The sequence below is a fragment of the Streptomyces barkulensis genome (genome assembly GCF_002843305.1).
Lineage (GTDB): Bacteria > Actinomycetota > Actinomycetes > Streptomycetales > Streptomycetaceae > Streptomyces > Streptomyces barkulensis.
In genome coordinates this window covers 106,364-119,257 of the sequence record NZ_PGSG01000105.1, presented here as the reverse complement: position 1 = coordinate 119,257, position 12,894 = coordinate 106,364, and the positions used below count along the sequence as shown (strand labels likewise).

15 protein-coding genes are annotated in these 12,894 nt (G+C 74.6%); 7 read left to right on the top strand and 8 right to left on the bottom strand.

Annotated elements, in window-relative coordinates:
• Positions 1-66 precede the first annotated feature (66 nt).
• The 4 genes from CUT83_RS22805 to CUT83_RS22790 are packed head-to-tail and all read left to right on the top strand — an operon-like array spanning position 67 to position 3,864.
• On the top strand, positions 67-1,173 hold the full coding sequence (locus CUT83_RS22805) for a sensor histidine kinase (protein WP_240958012.1): 1,107 nt from the start codon (positions 67-69) through the stop codon (positions 1,171-1,173).
• The gene (locus tag CUT83_RS22800) at positions 1,170-1,967 is read left to right on the top strand and encodes a LytR/AlgR family response regulator transcription factor (RefSeq protein WP_101257698.1); all 798 of its coding nucleotides are present in this window, start codon (positions 1,170-1,172) and stop codon (positions 1,965-1,967) included. Before CUT83_RS22805 ends, CUT83_RS22800 begins: the two co-directional genes overlap by 4 nt.
• Complete coding sequence (locus CUT83_RS22795; protein WP_101257697.1) at positions 1,964-2,395, top strand: hypothetical protein; 432 nt, start codon at positions 1,964-1,966, stop codon at positions 2,393-2,395. The genes CUT83_RS22800 and CUT83_RS22795 overlap by 4 nt, the downstream gene beginning before the upstream one ends.
• Positions 2,392-3,864 carry a sodium/solute symporter gene (locus CUT83_RS22790; protein WP_101257696.1) on the top strand — a complete coding sequence of 491 codons (1,473 nt, stop codon included), beginning with the start codon at positions 2,392-2,394 and terminating at the stop codon, positions 3,862-3,864. The genes CUT83_RS22795 and CUT83_RS22790 overlap by 4 nt, the downstream gene beginning before the upstream one ends.
• A 120-nt stretch (positions 3,865-3,984) precedes the next feature.
• Here CUT83_RS22790 and trpA read toward each other — a convergent pair whose 3' ends face one another.
• From trpA to hisI, 8 genes are all read right to left on the bottom strand, one after another.
• Entirely contained in the window at positions 3,985-4,803 is an 819-nt protein-coding gene (trpA, locus tag CUT83_RS22785) for a tryptophan synthase subunit alpha (RefSeq protein ID WP_101257695.1), read from the bottom strand.
• Entirely contained in the window at positions 4,803-6,053 is a 1,251-nt protein-coding gene (trpB, locus tag CUT83_RS22780) for a tryptophan synthase subunit beta (RefSeq protein ID WP_101257694.1), read from the bottom strand. The genes trpA and trpB overlap by 1 nt, the downstream gene beginning before the upstream one ends.
• A gap of 201 nt (positions 6,054-6,254) precedes the next feature.
• The gene (gene trpM, locus CUT83_RS31635) at positions 6,255-6,407 is read right to left on the bottom strand and encodes a tryptophan biosynthesis modulator TrpM (RefSeq protein WP_279556597.1); all 153 of its coding nucleotides are present in this window, start codon (positions 6,405-6,407) and stop codon (positions 6,255-6,257) included.
• A gap of 16 nt (positions 6,408-6,423) precedes the next feature.
• Positions 6,424-7,230, bottom strand: coding sequence for an indole-3-glycerol phosphate synthase TrpC (gene trpC, locus CUT83_RS22775; RefSeq protein ID WP_101257693.1), 807 nt, complete (start codon positions 7,228-7,230; stop codon positions 6,424-6,426).
• 247 nt (positions 7,231-7,477) lie between these two features.
• Positions 7,478-7,720, bottom strand: coding sequence for an HGxxPAAW family protein (locus tag CUT83_RS22770; protein WP_101257692.1), 243 nt, complete (start codon positions 7,718-7,720; stop codon positions 7,478-7,480).
• A 48-nt stretch (positions 7,721-7,768) separates the two neighbouring features.
• A complete protein-coding gene (locus tag CUT83_RS22765) occupies positions 7,769-8,437 on the bottom strand; it encodes a TIGR02234 family membrane protein (RefSeq protein WP_241524824.1) in 669 nt (222 codons plus the stop codon).
• Positions 8,434-9,981, bottom strand: a complete 1,548-nt coding sequence (locus CUT83_RS22760) for an anthranilate synthase component I (protein WP_101257691.1) — start codon at positions 9,979-9,981, stop codon at positions 8,434-8,436. Before CUT83_RS22760 ends, CUT83_RS22765 begins: the two co-directional genes overlap by 4 nt.
• Positions 9,978-10,361, bottom strand: a complete 384-nt coding sequence (hisI, locus tag CUT83_RS22755; RefSeq protein WP_101257690.1) for a phosphoribosyl-AMP cyclohydrolase — start codon at positions 10,359-10,361, stop codon at positions 9,978-9,980. Before hisI ends, CUT83_RS22760 begins: the two co-directional genes overlap by 4 nt.
• Before the next feature lie 159 nt (positions 10,362-10,520).
• On the opposite strand from hisI, the gene CUT83_RS30405 reads away from it, so the two are divergent.
• From CUT83_RS30405 to CUT83_RS22740, 3 genes are all read left to right on the top strand, one after another.
• Complete coding sequence (locus CUT83_RS30405; protein ID WP_165869508.1) at positions 10,521-11,375, top strand: hypothetical protein; 855 nt, start codon at positions 10,521-10,523, stop codon at positions 11,373-11,375.
• Positions 11,376-11,426: 51 nt separating this feature from the next.
• On the top strand, positions 11,427-12,059 hold the full coding sequence (locus tag CUT83_RS22745) for a TIGR03085 family metal-binding protein (protein ID WP_101257689.1): 633 nt from the start codon (positions 11,427-11,429) through the stop codon (positions 12,057-12,059).
• 117 nt (positions 12,060-12,176) lie between these two features.
• Positions 12,177-12,890: an MBL fold metallo-hydrolase gene (locus CUT83_RS22740; protein ID WP_101257795.1), complete on the top strand. Its 714-nt coding sequence runs from the start codon at positions 12,177-12,179 to the stop codon at positions 12,888-12,890.
• The last annotated feature ends 4 nt before the right edge of the window (positions 12,891-12,894 follow it).

The following is a 12,894-nucleotide window of genomic DNA, read 5'->3' as shown; positions in this document are numbered from 1 at the left end:
GGGGAGTCCTTCGAAGCAGGTTCGAAGGACTCCCCATCGCCATTTGTCGCGTTATACGGTCGCACTGTGGCCAGGAGATCGTGGATCGGCGCCCGCCGCGGGCGGGCGGGCCGGGCGGGCCCGGCCGGATCCGGCCTGCCCGGGACCATGGGCGTCCTGCGGGAGGTGCGGCTGATCGGCGCGGACCTCCAGGACGGCCTGCACGGCAGCCGGGCCCTGGCCGCGGCCCGCCGCATCCGGCGGCTGGTGGGCGCCGAGGCCGTCGTGCTCGCCGATCTCGACGGGCCCGTCGCCCGGCACGGCGCGCTGCCTCCGGGCACCGATCTGGACGCCGTACTCGCCCAGGTGTACGAGCACGGCACCGTCTTCCGCAAGTCCCCGCTGTGCGCGGCCCCGCTGCTGGTGGCGGACGAGCTGACGGGCTGCCTGGTGGTCAGCGGCTCGGCGGACGAGCGGGCGCTGGACGAGGCCGAGGTGGCCGAGGTGGCCGAGCTGGTGTCGCAGGCGCTGGACCACACCGAGCTGCGCAGCGCCCGCGCCCGGATCGCGGCGGCGGACCTGCGCACCCTGCGGGCCCAGATCTCCCCGCACTTCGTCCACAACTCCCTGGCCGTCATCGCCGCGCACATCCGCACCGATCCCGGCCGCGCCCGCCGCCTGCTCACCGACTTCGCCGACTATCTGCGCTACAGCTTCTCCACGGCCGGCGACTACGTGACGGTCGCCGACGAGCTCCAGGCCACCCAGACGTACCTGGAGCTGCAGCGCGCCCGGTTCGACGACCGGATGGAGATCACCGTCCGGATGGCGCCGGAGATTCTTCCCGTCGCCATACCCTTCCTCGTCGTCCAGCCCATAGTGGAAAATGCCGTGCGCCACGGTCTGGAGAAGAAGGCCGGACCCGGACACATCGGCGTCTCGGGGTTCGGCGAGGGCCCGCTGTGCGTCATCGAGATCGAGGACGACGGCGTGGGCATGGAGCCGGAACTCGCACGGGCGATCCTCGCCGGAGTCGGCCCTCCCGCGAAGAACGTCGGTCTGGCCAACGTGGACCGGCGGCTCCGTACCGTGTACGGCCCGGAGTACGGCCTCGTCATCGAGACCGCGCCCGGCAACGGCACCAAGGTGACCATCAGGGTGCCGCGATTCATGCGAGGAGTGGTTACGGAATGAGCAGCGCGCCGCGGGCCCTTCAGGTCCTCGTCGTCGAGGACGAGGCGTCCACCCGCGAGGAGCTCGCCGACCTCCTGGCGGACACACCCGAGGTCGGCGAGGTGTACGCCGCCGACAGCGGCGCCCGGGCGGTGCAGCTGCTGGGCGCGACCGCCTTCGACGCCGTCTTCCTGGACATCTCCATGCCGGGGCTGGACGGCATGGACGTGGCCCGGGTCATCAGCCAGCTCTCGGCGCCGCCCTCCATCGTCTTCGTCACCGCCTCGGAGTCCCACGCCATCGAGGCGTTCGGCATCGGGGCGGTGGACTACCTGCTCAAGCCCGTCCGGCCCGAGCGGCTGGCCGAGTCGGTGGCCCGGATCGGCACCTCCCGGCGGGCCGCGTCGTCCGGCGGCGCGGACGGCGCGGAGGGCGCGGAGGGGCCGCGCGACGAGCTGGCGGTCGTGCAGATCGACCACGGCCGCCGGACGGTGTTCGTGCGGCGCGACGACGTCCAGTTCGTGGAGGCGCACGGCGACTACATACGGCTGCACACCGGGCAGGGCACGCATCTGATCCGGCTGTCGCTGTCGTATCTGGAGGAGATATGGGCTCCGGCGGGCTTCGTGCGGGTGCACCGCGGCTATCTGGTGGCCGTCGGCTGGGTCCACGACCTGCGGGTCACCAGTTCGTCGGGGCTGGTGGCGTGCACTCCGGCCGGTGACGTGCCGGTCAGCCGCCGGCATGCCCGGAGCCTGAAGGAGCAGTTGCTGGAGGCGGCGCGCAGCGGCCGGCTGGGCCGGGCGGCCCGGTGAAGAGCCCGGTCAAGGGCGGTCAGCTCGGCGGACCGCGCCGGGTGAAGGTCACCAGTCCGCAGACCCGTATCGCCCTGGCCCGCGGGCACCGCCGCCATCCGCAGCTGCTGCCGCTGCCCGCGCCGGCCGACGCCGAGGCCGCCCGAGCCGTGTTCGCCGCGCAGCGCCGCACCGCGCTGCGGACGGTGGCACTGCTGGGGACGGTGCTGTTCGGCTCCAGCGGGACGATCGCGGCGCTGCCGGTGCTGGACCGGCTCCACGTGGCGGGCGTGCCGGTGTCGTGGCTGGTGCTGGTGGTGGCCACCTACCCGGTGCTGCTGCTGCTCGCCCTGTGCCATGTGCGCCGCGCCGAGCGCGCGGAGAGCTCCGCGGGCGTGGACACGGGCGCGGTGCCCGGTACGGGTGCGGGCACGGGGGACGGCCCGTGACCGCCGTGACCGCGATCGGCCTGGTCCTGACCGCCAGCCTGGCCATCGGCCTGTACGGCGTCCACGCCGCCCGCACCAGCCCGGACTTCCTCGTCGCCTCCCGCCGTATCGCCCCCGGCTGGAACGCCATGGCGATCGCCGGGGAGTACGTGTCGGCCGCCTCGGTGCTCGGTCTGGCCGGGCTGATGCTCAAGGACGGCGTCGGGGCGATGTGGTACGCCGTCGGCTTCACCGCCGGGTATGTCGCGGTGGTGGCACTGGTGGCCGGGCCGATGCGGCGCTCGGGGGCGTTCACGGTGCCCGACTTCGCCGAGTACCGGCTGGGCTCGCCTGCGATCCGCAAGCTGTGCGGGGTGATCGTGCTGGTGATCATGTGGCTCTACCTGGTGCCGCAGTTCAAGGGCGCCGGGGTGGTCCTGAGCCTGGTCAGCGGCACTCCGTACTGGGTGGGCGTGGTGCTGGCCGGACTGGTGGTGAGCGCGTCGATCGCGGTGGGCGGCATGCGGTCGGCCACCTACGTGCAGGCGTTCCACTACCTGGTCAAGCTGGCCTTCATCGCCGTGCCGGCGATCTACCTGATCGTGCACGTCGGCGCGGACACGCGCACCGAGGCGCTGCGGCCGGTCCGGGAGACGGGCCCGGCCGCCGAGGAGTGGACCCGCCCGCTGATCGACATCCAGGGGGCGGGGATGCCGCTGCTGTCCACCTGGTCGGTGCTGCTGGCCACCACGCTGGGCGCCATCGGGCTGCCCCATGTGATCATGCGCTTCCACACCAGCCCCACGGCCCGGGCCGCCCGGCGGGTGGCCGTGCTGGTGATCGGCCTGCTGGGCCTGTTCTACCTGTTCCCGGCCGTCTACGGGCTGCTGGGGCGGGTGCTGACCCCGCACCTGGTGCACAGCAACGCCACCGACACCGTCTCCGTCGTCCTGCCGGGGGTGGCCGTGCCGGGGACGCTGGGGAGCGTGCTGACGGCGCTGGTGGCCACCGGCGCGTTCGCCGCGTTCCTGTCCACCTCCTCCGGGCTGCTGCTGGCCCTGGCCGGCGGGCTCTCCCACGATCTGTTCGGCGGCGGGGTGACCAGGCTGCGCCTGGCGGTGGCGGCGGGTGCGCTGGTGGCGGTGCTGCTGTCGCTGCCGGCGGCGCACCTGGACATCAACGTGGTGGTCGGCTGGGCGTTCGCGGTGGCGGCCTCCACGTTCTGCCCGCTGCTGGTGCTGGGCATCTGGTGGACGCGGCTGACGGTCGCGGGCGCGGCGGCCGGGCTGGCCACCGGGGTGGTCACGGCGACGGGGGCCGCGGTGCTGTCCGCCCTGACGCAGCCGTCGTCGGCCTGGCTGACCGTGCTGCTGGCCCAGCCCGCCGCCTGGACCGTTCCGCTGGCGTTCCTCACCATGACCGCGGTCTCGCTGCGCGGCGTTCCGGCCGACTGGTCCGAGCGTGCCGTGCTGCGGCTGCACGCTCCCTGACCGGCGCACGGCCCCGAGGGGGTACGCGAGCCCCCGGGAAACGCGCGGGCCCGGGGGCGCGCGGCCGTTCGCCGTACGCCCCCGGGCCCGTTCTCGTGCCGTTCGCCTCTTTGGCCCCGCTCAGCCGCGGCGCCGTACGCCCCCGGCCAGCTCGCCCGCGAGCTCGCGGACCGCGGCCAGGCCGGCGTCCGGGTCTTCCTCGTGGTCCAGCAGCCGCTTGACGAAGGCCGAGCCGACGATGACGCCGTCCGCGAAGGCCGCCACCTCCGCGGCCTGCCGCGCGTTCGAGACGCCCAGTCCGACGCAGACCGGCAGGTCGGTGGTGGCGCGGGTGCGGCGCACCAGTTCCTGTGCCTCCTGCCCCACCGACTCGCGGGTGCCGGTGACGCCCATCAGGGAGGCCGCGTAGACGAAGCCGCTGCCGGCCTCGGTGATCCTCGCCAGCCGCTCGTCGCGGCTGCTGGGGGCGACCACGAAGACGGTCGCCAGGCCGTGCTGCTCGGCGGCCTTGCGCCACACCTCGGACTCCTCGACCGGCAGGTCGGGCAGGATGCAGCCGGCGCCGCCCGCCTCGGCCAGCTCGGCGGCGAACCGCTCGGCGCCGTAGCGGTCGACGGGGTTCCAGTACGTCATGCACAGCACCGGCGCGCCGGTGGCGGCGTGCGTCTCGCGCACGGTGCGCAGCACGTCGGCGATGCGCACCCCGCCGCGCAGGGCGATGTCGTCGGCGGTCTGGATGACCGGTCCGTCCAGCACCGGGTCGCTGTGCGGCAGCCCGACCTCGACGATGTCGCAGCCGCCCTCCAGCAGGGCGGTGCAGGCGGCGATGCCGCCGTCCACGGTGGGGAAGCCCGCGGGCAGATAGCCCACCAGCGCGGCCCGGCCCTCGTCCTTCGCCGTCGCCAGGACGCGTCCCAGCAGTTCCGCCCGGCCCGCCATCACTCGGTCCCCTTCGCGGTGTCCGCACCGTCGTACAGCCCGAAGTAGCGGGCGGCGGTGTCCATGTCCTTGTCGCCGCGGCCGGAGAGGTTCACCAGCAGCAGCCCTTCCGGCCCCAGCTCGCGGCCGACCTCCAGCGCGCCGGCCAGCGCGTGCGCGCTCTCGATGGCCGGGATGATGCCCTCGGTCTGCGACAGCAGGCGCAGTGCCCGCATCGCCTCGTCGTCGGTGACCGGGCGGTACTCGCCGCGGCCGATGTCCTTGAGGTAGGAGTGCTCGGGGCCGATGCCGGGGTAGTCCAGTCCGGCGGAGATGGAGTACGGCTCGGTGATCTGCCCCTCGTCGTCCTGCAGGACGTAGGAGCGCGAGCCGTGCAGGATGCCCGGCTCGCCGGCCGTCAGGGTGGCCGCGTGCTCGCCGGAGGCCACGCCGTGCCCGGCGGCCTCCAGGCCGATCAGGCGCACGGAGGTGTCGGGGATGAAGGCGTGGAACAGGCCGATGGCGTTGGAGCCGCCGCCGACGCAGGCCAGCGCGGCGTCCGGCAGCCTCCCGGTGCGCTGGAGGATCTGCCGCCGGGCCTCGACGCCGATGACGCGGTGGAAGTCGCGCACCAGCGCCGGGAAGGGGTGGGGGCCGGCGACGGTGCCGAAGAGGTAGTGGGTGCGGTCGACGTTGGCGACCCAGTCGCGGAACGCCTCGTTGATGGCGTCCTTCAGGGTGCGGCTGCCGGAGGCGACGGGGACGACCTCGGCTCCCAGCATCCGCATCCGGGCGACGTTGAGCGCCTGGCGCTGGGTGTCGATCTCGCCCATGTAGATGGTGCACTCCAGGCCGAACAGGGCGCAGGCGGTCGCGGTGGCGACGCCGTGCTGGCCCGCGCCGGTCTCGGCGATGACGCGGGTCTTGCCCATGCGCCGGGTCAGCAGCGCCTGCCCCAGCACGTTGTTGATCTTGTGCGAGCCGGTGTGGTTGAGGTCCTCGCGCTTGAGGAAGACCCGGGCTCCGCCCGCGTGCTCGGCGAACCTCCGCACCTCGGTCAGCGCACTGGGCCGGCCGGTGTAGTTGACGAGCAGGTCCTCCAGCTCGGCGGCGAAGGCGGGATCGGCCTTGGCCTTCTCGTACTCGGCGGCGACCTCGTCCACGGCGGCGACGAGCGCCTCCGGGATGAACTTGCCGCCGAAGGCGCCGAAGTAGCCCTCGGCGGTCGGCACCCGGCCCTCGGGGTCGGGAACGAAGAAGTCGGTGGACATCCGACATGCTCCTTGTCGGGGCGCACGCCCCAGAAAGGGATGGTCACGGGAGACGGTGTGCCGCACCGGCCCGGAGGAGCCGGGAGGGCCCGGAGGAGCGGGTGCGGCGGTGCGGCCGGGGCGCGGGGTACGCGGCCGCGGCCGCGGGTGCGGTCGCGGACCGTCGGCGGCCCGGCGGGCGGCCGGGGCGGGGTACGCCGCTCAGCGCCCGGCCCGGGCAGGCCATCGCCTGCCGTTGATCTGGCCCGGCTCGCAGCCGATGTGGTAGCGCACACGCCGCCCCAGCACCCGGCGAGCGGGCGCGCGGCAGCCGCGGGGGCGGCAGCCGGGGGCGAGGCGGGCGGACAGGGCCATCGCGGTCGCTGCCGTCTCAGTTCCCGTGCCGCAGGGCGGGGTGGGCGCCGGCGGCGACCAGGTCGGCCACGGCCGCCCTCGGATCCTTGCCGGTGACCAGGGACTCGCCGACGAGCACCGCGTCGGCGCCCTCGTTGGCGTAGGCGATCAGGTCGTGCGGGCCGCGCACTCCCGACTCGGCGACCCTCACGACGCCCTCGGGGATCTCGGGGGCGACCCGGGCGAAGGTGCCGCGGTCGACCTCCAGGGTCTTGAGGTTGCGCGCGTTCACGCCGATGACCTTGGCCCCGGCGTCCACCGCGCGCTCGATCTCCTCCTCGTCGTGCACCTCGACCAGCGGGGTCAGCCCGATGGACTCGGCACGCTCCACCAGCGACACCAGCGCGTCCTGGTCGAGCGCGGCGACGATCAGCAGGGCGAGGTCGGCTCCGTGGGCCCGGGCCTCCCACAGCTGGTAGGAGGTGACGATGAAGTCCTTGCGCAGCACGGGGACGTCCACCCGTCCGCGCACCGCCTCCAGGTCGGCCAGCGAGCCTCCGAAGCGCCGCTGCTCGGTCAGCACCGAGATGACCGCGGCGCCGCCCGCCTCGTAGTCGGCGGCGAGGGCGGCCGGGTCCGCGATGGCGGCCAGCGCCCCCTTGGAGGGGCTGGAGCGCTTGACCTCGCAGATGACCTTGACGCCCTCGCCCTTGAGGGCGGCCACGCCGTCGCGCGGGCGCGGCGCACGGGCCGCGCGCTCCTTGAGCTCGTCGAGGCCCACACGCGCCTGCCGCTCGGCGAGGTCGGCGCGGACCCCGTCGATGATCTCGTCGAGCACGCTCACGCGAGCGGCCCCCTTCCTGGCTGGCTCGGGCCCCTGCGGCGGGCGCGGGGCTTGTCCGGACACACGGTCACGCACTGCGATGGTATCCGGCCCGGGACGCGGAACCCGCATCCGGGCGGACCGGTCCCACATACCGGGCGGTATCGCCGTGCCGCCGCCCGGAGCGGCCGGACACGGACAAGCGCGGTGCCGCCCGGGGCGGCGCCGCGCCGGGACGAGCCGCCCGGGGCGGCCCGCCGGCGGCCCGTCAGGCCTCCACCCGCTCCTTGGACTGGTCCAGGCGGCGGCCGTGCGACTCCTCCGGCTGACCCATGCCCATCGAGCGCATGACCAGGCCGGCGACACCGCCGAGGAGGGTGATGGCCACACCGACCCAGAACCACACCGGCTCGGCCATCACGGTGAAGACCGAGGCGACGCAGAAGCCGATGAACGCGATGGTGACGCCGGTCCAGGCGGCAGGGGTGTGTCCGTGGTTGTTGCCCGCCATTGAGTGCTCCTCGTAGGTCCGATCTGGGCTCGCTCACCGGCCATTGTGTCAGGAGCGGTTTCCGCCGCTCCCGGTGGTGGGGTCCTCTCCGCGGTCCAGGGCCTTCCACAGCTCCTCGGGACGGTCCGGATCGGGGGCCGCGCGGCGGCCCGCGGCCGGCCCGGCGCCGCCCGCGCGCTCGTGGCGGCCCGACATCGCGGGCCAGCGGCTCCCGTGGCGCAGGGCCAGCAGCCCGGCGGCCAGCAGCCCGGCGCCGCCCAGGGCGGCGACATAGGGCCACGGGCCGAAGGAGACGGCCTCGACCACGCCCCGGGTCAGCCCGCCGGCCTCGGCCGCCTTCGCCTCCAGCGCGCTCCGGTCGCCCGCCCCCAGGAGGGCGGCGGCGACGGTGCCCGCGCCGCACAGCGCCAGCAGCGCGGCGACCAGCGCGCGGCCGGCACGGCGTACGGCGAAGACGGCGACCAGCGCGGCGAGGCCGACCAGCGCCAGGGCGCTGGGCAACCCGGTCACCTCGCCGCCCTCGACCCGGACGGGCACCTCGCCGCGGGCCAGGACGGCGGTGCCCTCGCCCCAGACCTGCCCGGCGGCCACGAGCACCGCGGTGGCGCCCAGCGCGCCGGCGGTCAGCGCGGCGCCGAGCGCGCGACGCGCTCTCGGGGAGTCCGCGGGACGAGGGGCGGGCTCGGGGGAGGAAGGGGGCGTGTGCGGGGAAATCACTCCACCACGCTACCGCCGAGCCGTCCGGCGGTGTGCACCGCCCTGAGCACCGCCGCGGCCTTGTTGCGGCACTCGGTGTCCTCCGCCGCGGGGTCGGAGTCGGCCACGACCCCGGCGCCCGCCTGGACGTACGCCGTCCCGTCGCGCAGCAGCGCGGTGCGGATGGCGATGGCGGTGTCGGCGTCGCCGGCGAAGTCCAGATAGCCCACGCAGCCGCCGTACAGGCCGCGCCGGGTCGGCTCCAGCTCCTCGATGATCTGCATCGCGCGCGGTTTGGGCGCGCCGGAGAGGGTGCCGGCCGGGAAGCAGGCGGTGAGCGCGTCGAAGGCGGTGCGGCCCTTCGCCAGCCGTCCGGTGACCGTGGAGACGATGTGCATCACATGGCTGTAGCGCTCGACGGACATGAAGTCCACGACCTCGACGCTGCCGGGCTCGCAGACCCGGCCCAGGTCGTTGCGGCCCAGGTCGACGAGCATCAGGTGCTCGGCGCGCTCCTTGGAGTCGGCCAGCAGTTCCTCGGCCAGGGCCGCGTCCTCCTGCGGGGTCGCGCCGCGCGGGCGGGTCCCGGCGATGGGGTGCATCATCGCGTGCCCGTCCTCGACCTTCACCAGGGCCTCGGGGCTGGAGCCGACGACGTCGAAGCCGTCCAGGCGCAGCAGGTACATGTACGGGCTGGGGTTGGTGGCGCGCAGCACGCGGTAGACGTCCAGCGCGCTCGCCGGGCAGGGCGCCTGGAAGCGCTGCGAGGGCACCACCTGGAACGCCTCGCCCGCTCGGATGCGCTCCTTGATCTCCTCCACCGCTTCCCGGTAGACCGCTCCGCCCCACAGGGCCGCGTACTCGGGCAGCTCGGGCGCCGGCAGCGGGGCGGCCATGGCGGGCGCGGGCCGGGCGAGGTCGGCGGCCATGGCGTCCAGACGGCGCACGGCGTCGGCGTGGGCCTCGTCCACTCCGGTGTCGAGGTCGTTGTGGTTGATGGCGTTGGCGATCAGCAGCACCGTGCCGTCGCGGTGGTCGAGCACCGCGAGGTCGGAGGTGAGCATCATGGTCAGCTCGGGCAGTCCCAGGTCGTCGCGGGTGCTGTCGCCGATGCGCTCCAGACGCCGCACGACGTCGTAGCCGAGGTAGCCGACCATGCCGCCGGTGAAGGGCGGCAGATCGGCGTCGCGGTGCAGGTCGCGGGGGGTGTGCAGGGCCTCGACGGTGGCGCGCAGGACGTCCAGCGGGTCCCCGTCCGCGGGGACGCCGGCCGGCGGGGCGCCCAGCCAGTGGGCCCGCCCGTCGCGGACGGTGAGGGTGGCGGAGGTGCGCACGCCGACGAAGGAGTAGCGCGACCAGGTGCGCCCGTTCTCGGCCGACTCCAGCAGGAAGGTGCCGGGGCGCTCGGCGGCGAGTTTGCGGTACAGCGCGATGGGGGTGTCGCCGTCGGCGAGCAGGCGCCGGGTGACCGGGATGACGCGGCGGTCCCTGGCCAGCGTACGGAAGGTCTCCAGGTCCGGGCAGGTGCCGTGGGAGGTGGTCCGGGAAGTGGTCTGGGCGGTCATGCCGGGCTCCCCTCCCGCGCCGACGCGGGGCCGCCCAGCGGCAGCTCACCGGCGTCGAAGCAGGTGCGGTCCCCGGTGTGGCAGGCGGCGCCCACCTGGTCGACCCTCACCAGCACGGTGTCCCCGTCGCAGTCCAGGGCCACGGACTTCACGTGCTGGACGTGCCCGGAGGTGTCGCCCTTGACCCAGTACTCGCCGCGGCTGCGGCTCCAGTAGGTGCAGCGGCCGGTGGTGAGGGTGCGGTGCAGTGCCTCGTCGTCCATCCAGCCGAGCATCAGCACCTCACCGGTGTCGTACTGCTGGGCGATGGCGGGCACCAGGCCGTCGGCGTTGCGCTTGAGGCGGGCGGCGACGGCGGGGTCGAGTGGGGATCGGGGCATGGGGTCATTGTGCCGTCGCCGCGGCACCCGCCGCGAACCCCGCCCGAGGACCGGGACGGACGGGGTTCGCGGTACGCGCCACAGGGCCGTACGGCCCTGTGGCAGGGTTGTGACGCACCCGGGACTTGGCATGTCCGTGCGGTACGGCATCCTTCCGGCATGAGCTATCCACCGCCGCGTGGCGGCGCGCACAACCCCGGTCCAGGCGGCGGTTTCGGTCCGCCGCAGGGCTTCGGTCCGCCCGAGCAGCCCGGTCCGCCCGCGGGCGGTTACGGCTATCCGACTCCAGGAGGCCCTCCGGGCCCGCCCGGGGCCCCGGGCGGGCCCGGAGGGTACGGCTACCCGGGCGCGCCCGGCGGCCCCGGCGCGCCCGGCCCCTACCCGCCCCCGCCGGGCGGGGGCGGCGGGGGCAACGGCGGGAAGATCGCCGCGATCATCATCGCCGCGGTGGTCGTCGCGGGGCTGATCGTCGGGGGCGTGCTGCTGGCCGCCGACGGCGGAAGCGGTGAGGACCAACGGGCGAAGCCGGGCGTCACACCCAGCGACCCGCCCTCCCCCGAGCCCTCCCCCACCTCACCCGAGGTGAGCGAGGAGCCGACGGAGGCTCCGACCACCGGCGCGCCCACGCCCGACGTGACGGCGATGCCCAGCGACCTGGTGCTGTACGTGGTGCTCGACCCGGGCACCTGCTTCGACCACCCGTCGCTGAGCAGCGATGTCACCGAGGTCGAGGAGCGGCCCTGCGACGAGCCCCACGACGGCGAGGTGATCGCCAACGAGACGATCACCGGCGACTTCGACACCCAGGCGGAGCTGCAGAAGGAGGTCATGTCGCTGTGCAGGGCGGACGTGAAGAAGCGGCTGGCCCGGATGCCGCAGGACAGGACCTACTACTACTACGCCATCTATCCGACGCTCCTGACCTACGAGCGCGGTGAGGACCAGGTCACCTGCTCCCTGACGCTCAGCAACAAGGTGGACGGCCCGGATCTGGACGCGCCGCTGCCGGGCTGACCCCGGGCGCGGTGCGTGGCGTGGGCCGGCACACGGCCGTAGGGTGGCCGTATGTCGACCCACGCCCGGCGCGAACGCCTTCTGCTCGCCGATCTGTTGGAGACCTACGGACCCGAGGCGCCCACCCTGTGCGAGGGGTGGCGGACCAGGGAGCTGGCGGCTCACGTCGTGGTACGCGAGCGCCGCGCGGACGCCGCCGGCGGGATACTGGTCAAGGCACTGCAGCCCCGGCTGGAGCGTGTGCAGCAGGAGTTCGCGGCCAAGCCGTACGAGGAGCTGATCCAGCTCATCCGCACCGGGCCACCGCGGATGTCGCCCTTCTCCCTCAAGCAGGTCGACGAGGCGGCCAACACCGTGGAGTTCTTCGTCCACGGTGAGGACATCCGGCGGGCCCGGCCGGACTGGACGCCGCGCGAGATCGACCCGGTGCTCGCCGACGCCCTGTGGCGGCGGCTGGAGACCACCGCCCGCGCCTACGGCCGCCGGTGCCCGGTCGGCCTGGTGCTGCGCCGCCCCAACGGCCAGGTGGCGGTGGCCCGCAAAGGCGCCCCGGTGGTCACCGTCACCGGCGAGCCCGGTGAGCTGCTCCTCTTCGTCTCCGGCCGGCAGGACTCGGCACGGGTGGAACTGGAGGGCGACGAGAAGTCCGTGGCGCGCGTACGCGAGGCGAAGCTCGGCCTCTGACGCCCGGGGGCCGGATCCCCGGGGCCCGGGCCCCGGGTCCCCCGTAAGGCTCTCTTCCGGTCGAGCCGACGGCGCGGCGCGGCACGGCCCGGCGGTCCGCGTGTTCGGATGCGCGTCATGGAGACCACCCGGGTACTGCCCGGACTGCACATGTTCGCCTTCACCGTCGGCCAGGCGTATCTGTGGCGCGATCCCGGTTCACTGACCCTGGTGGACACCGGGACCGCCGGCTCCTGGGCCGTCGGCGCCGAGGCCGTCCGGGAACTGGGCCACGAGCCGGAGGACATCGACCGCATCATCCTGACCCACTTCCACGAGGACCACGCCGGAGGCGCCGCCGAACTCGCCGAACTGACCGGCGCGACCGTCATGGCGCACCGGCTGGACGCGCCGGTCGTCCGGGGCGAGCTGCCCGGTCCGCCGCCGGACTTCACCGACGCGCCCGGCTGGGAGCGCGAGCTGTACGAGAGCCTGCCCCCGCTGCCCGCGGCCCCGCCGTGCCGGGTCGACCGCGAGCTGGCCGACGGCGACATGGTCGACTTCGGCGGCGGGGCGCGGGTCGTGGCCGCGCCCGGTCACACCGACGGCAGCATCGCGCTCCACCTGCCCGCACACGGGGTGCTGTTCACGGGGGACGCGATCGCGAACGTGGAGGGCCGCACCATACTGGGAGTGTTCAACCTCGACCGCGCCCGCGCACTGGAGTCGTTCCACCGGCTGGCCGCCCTGGAGACGGAGACCGCCTGCTTCGGGCACGGCGACCCGATTCCCCGGGAGGCGGGCGCGGCCCTGCGCGGGGCCGCGCGGGCCGCCGTCCGTGACAGCGTGTGACCCG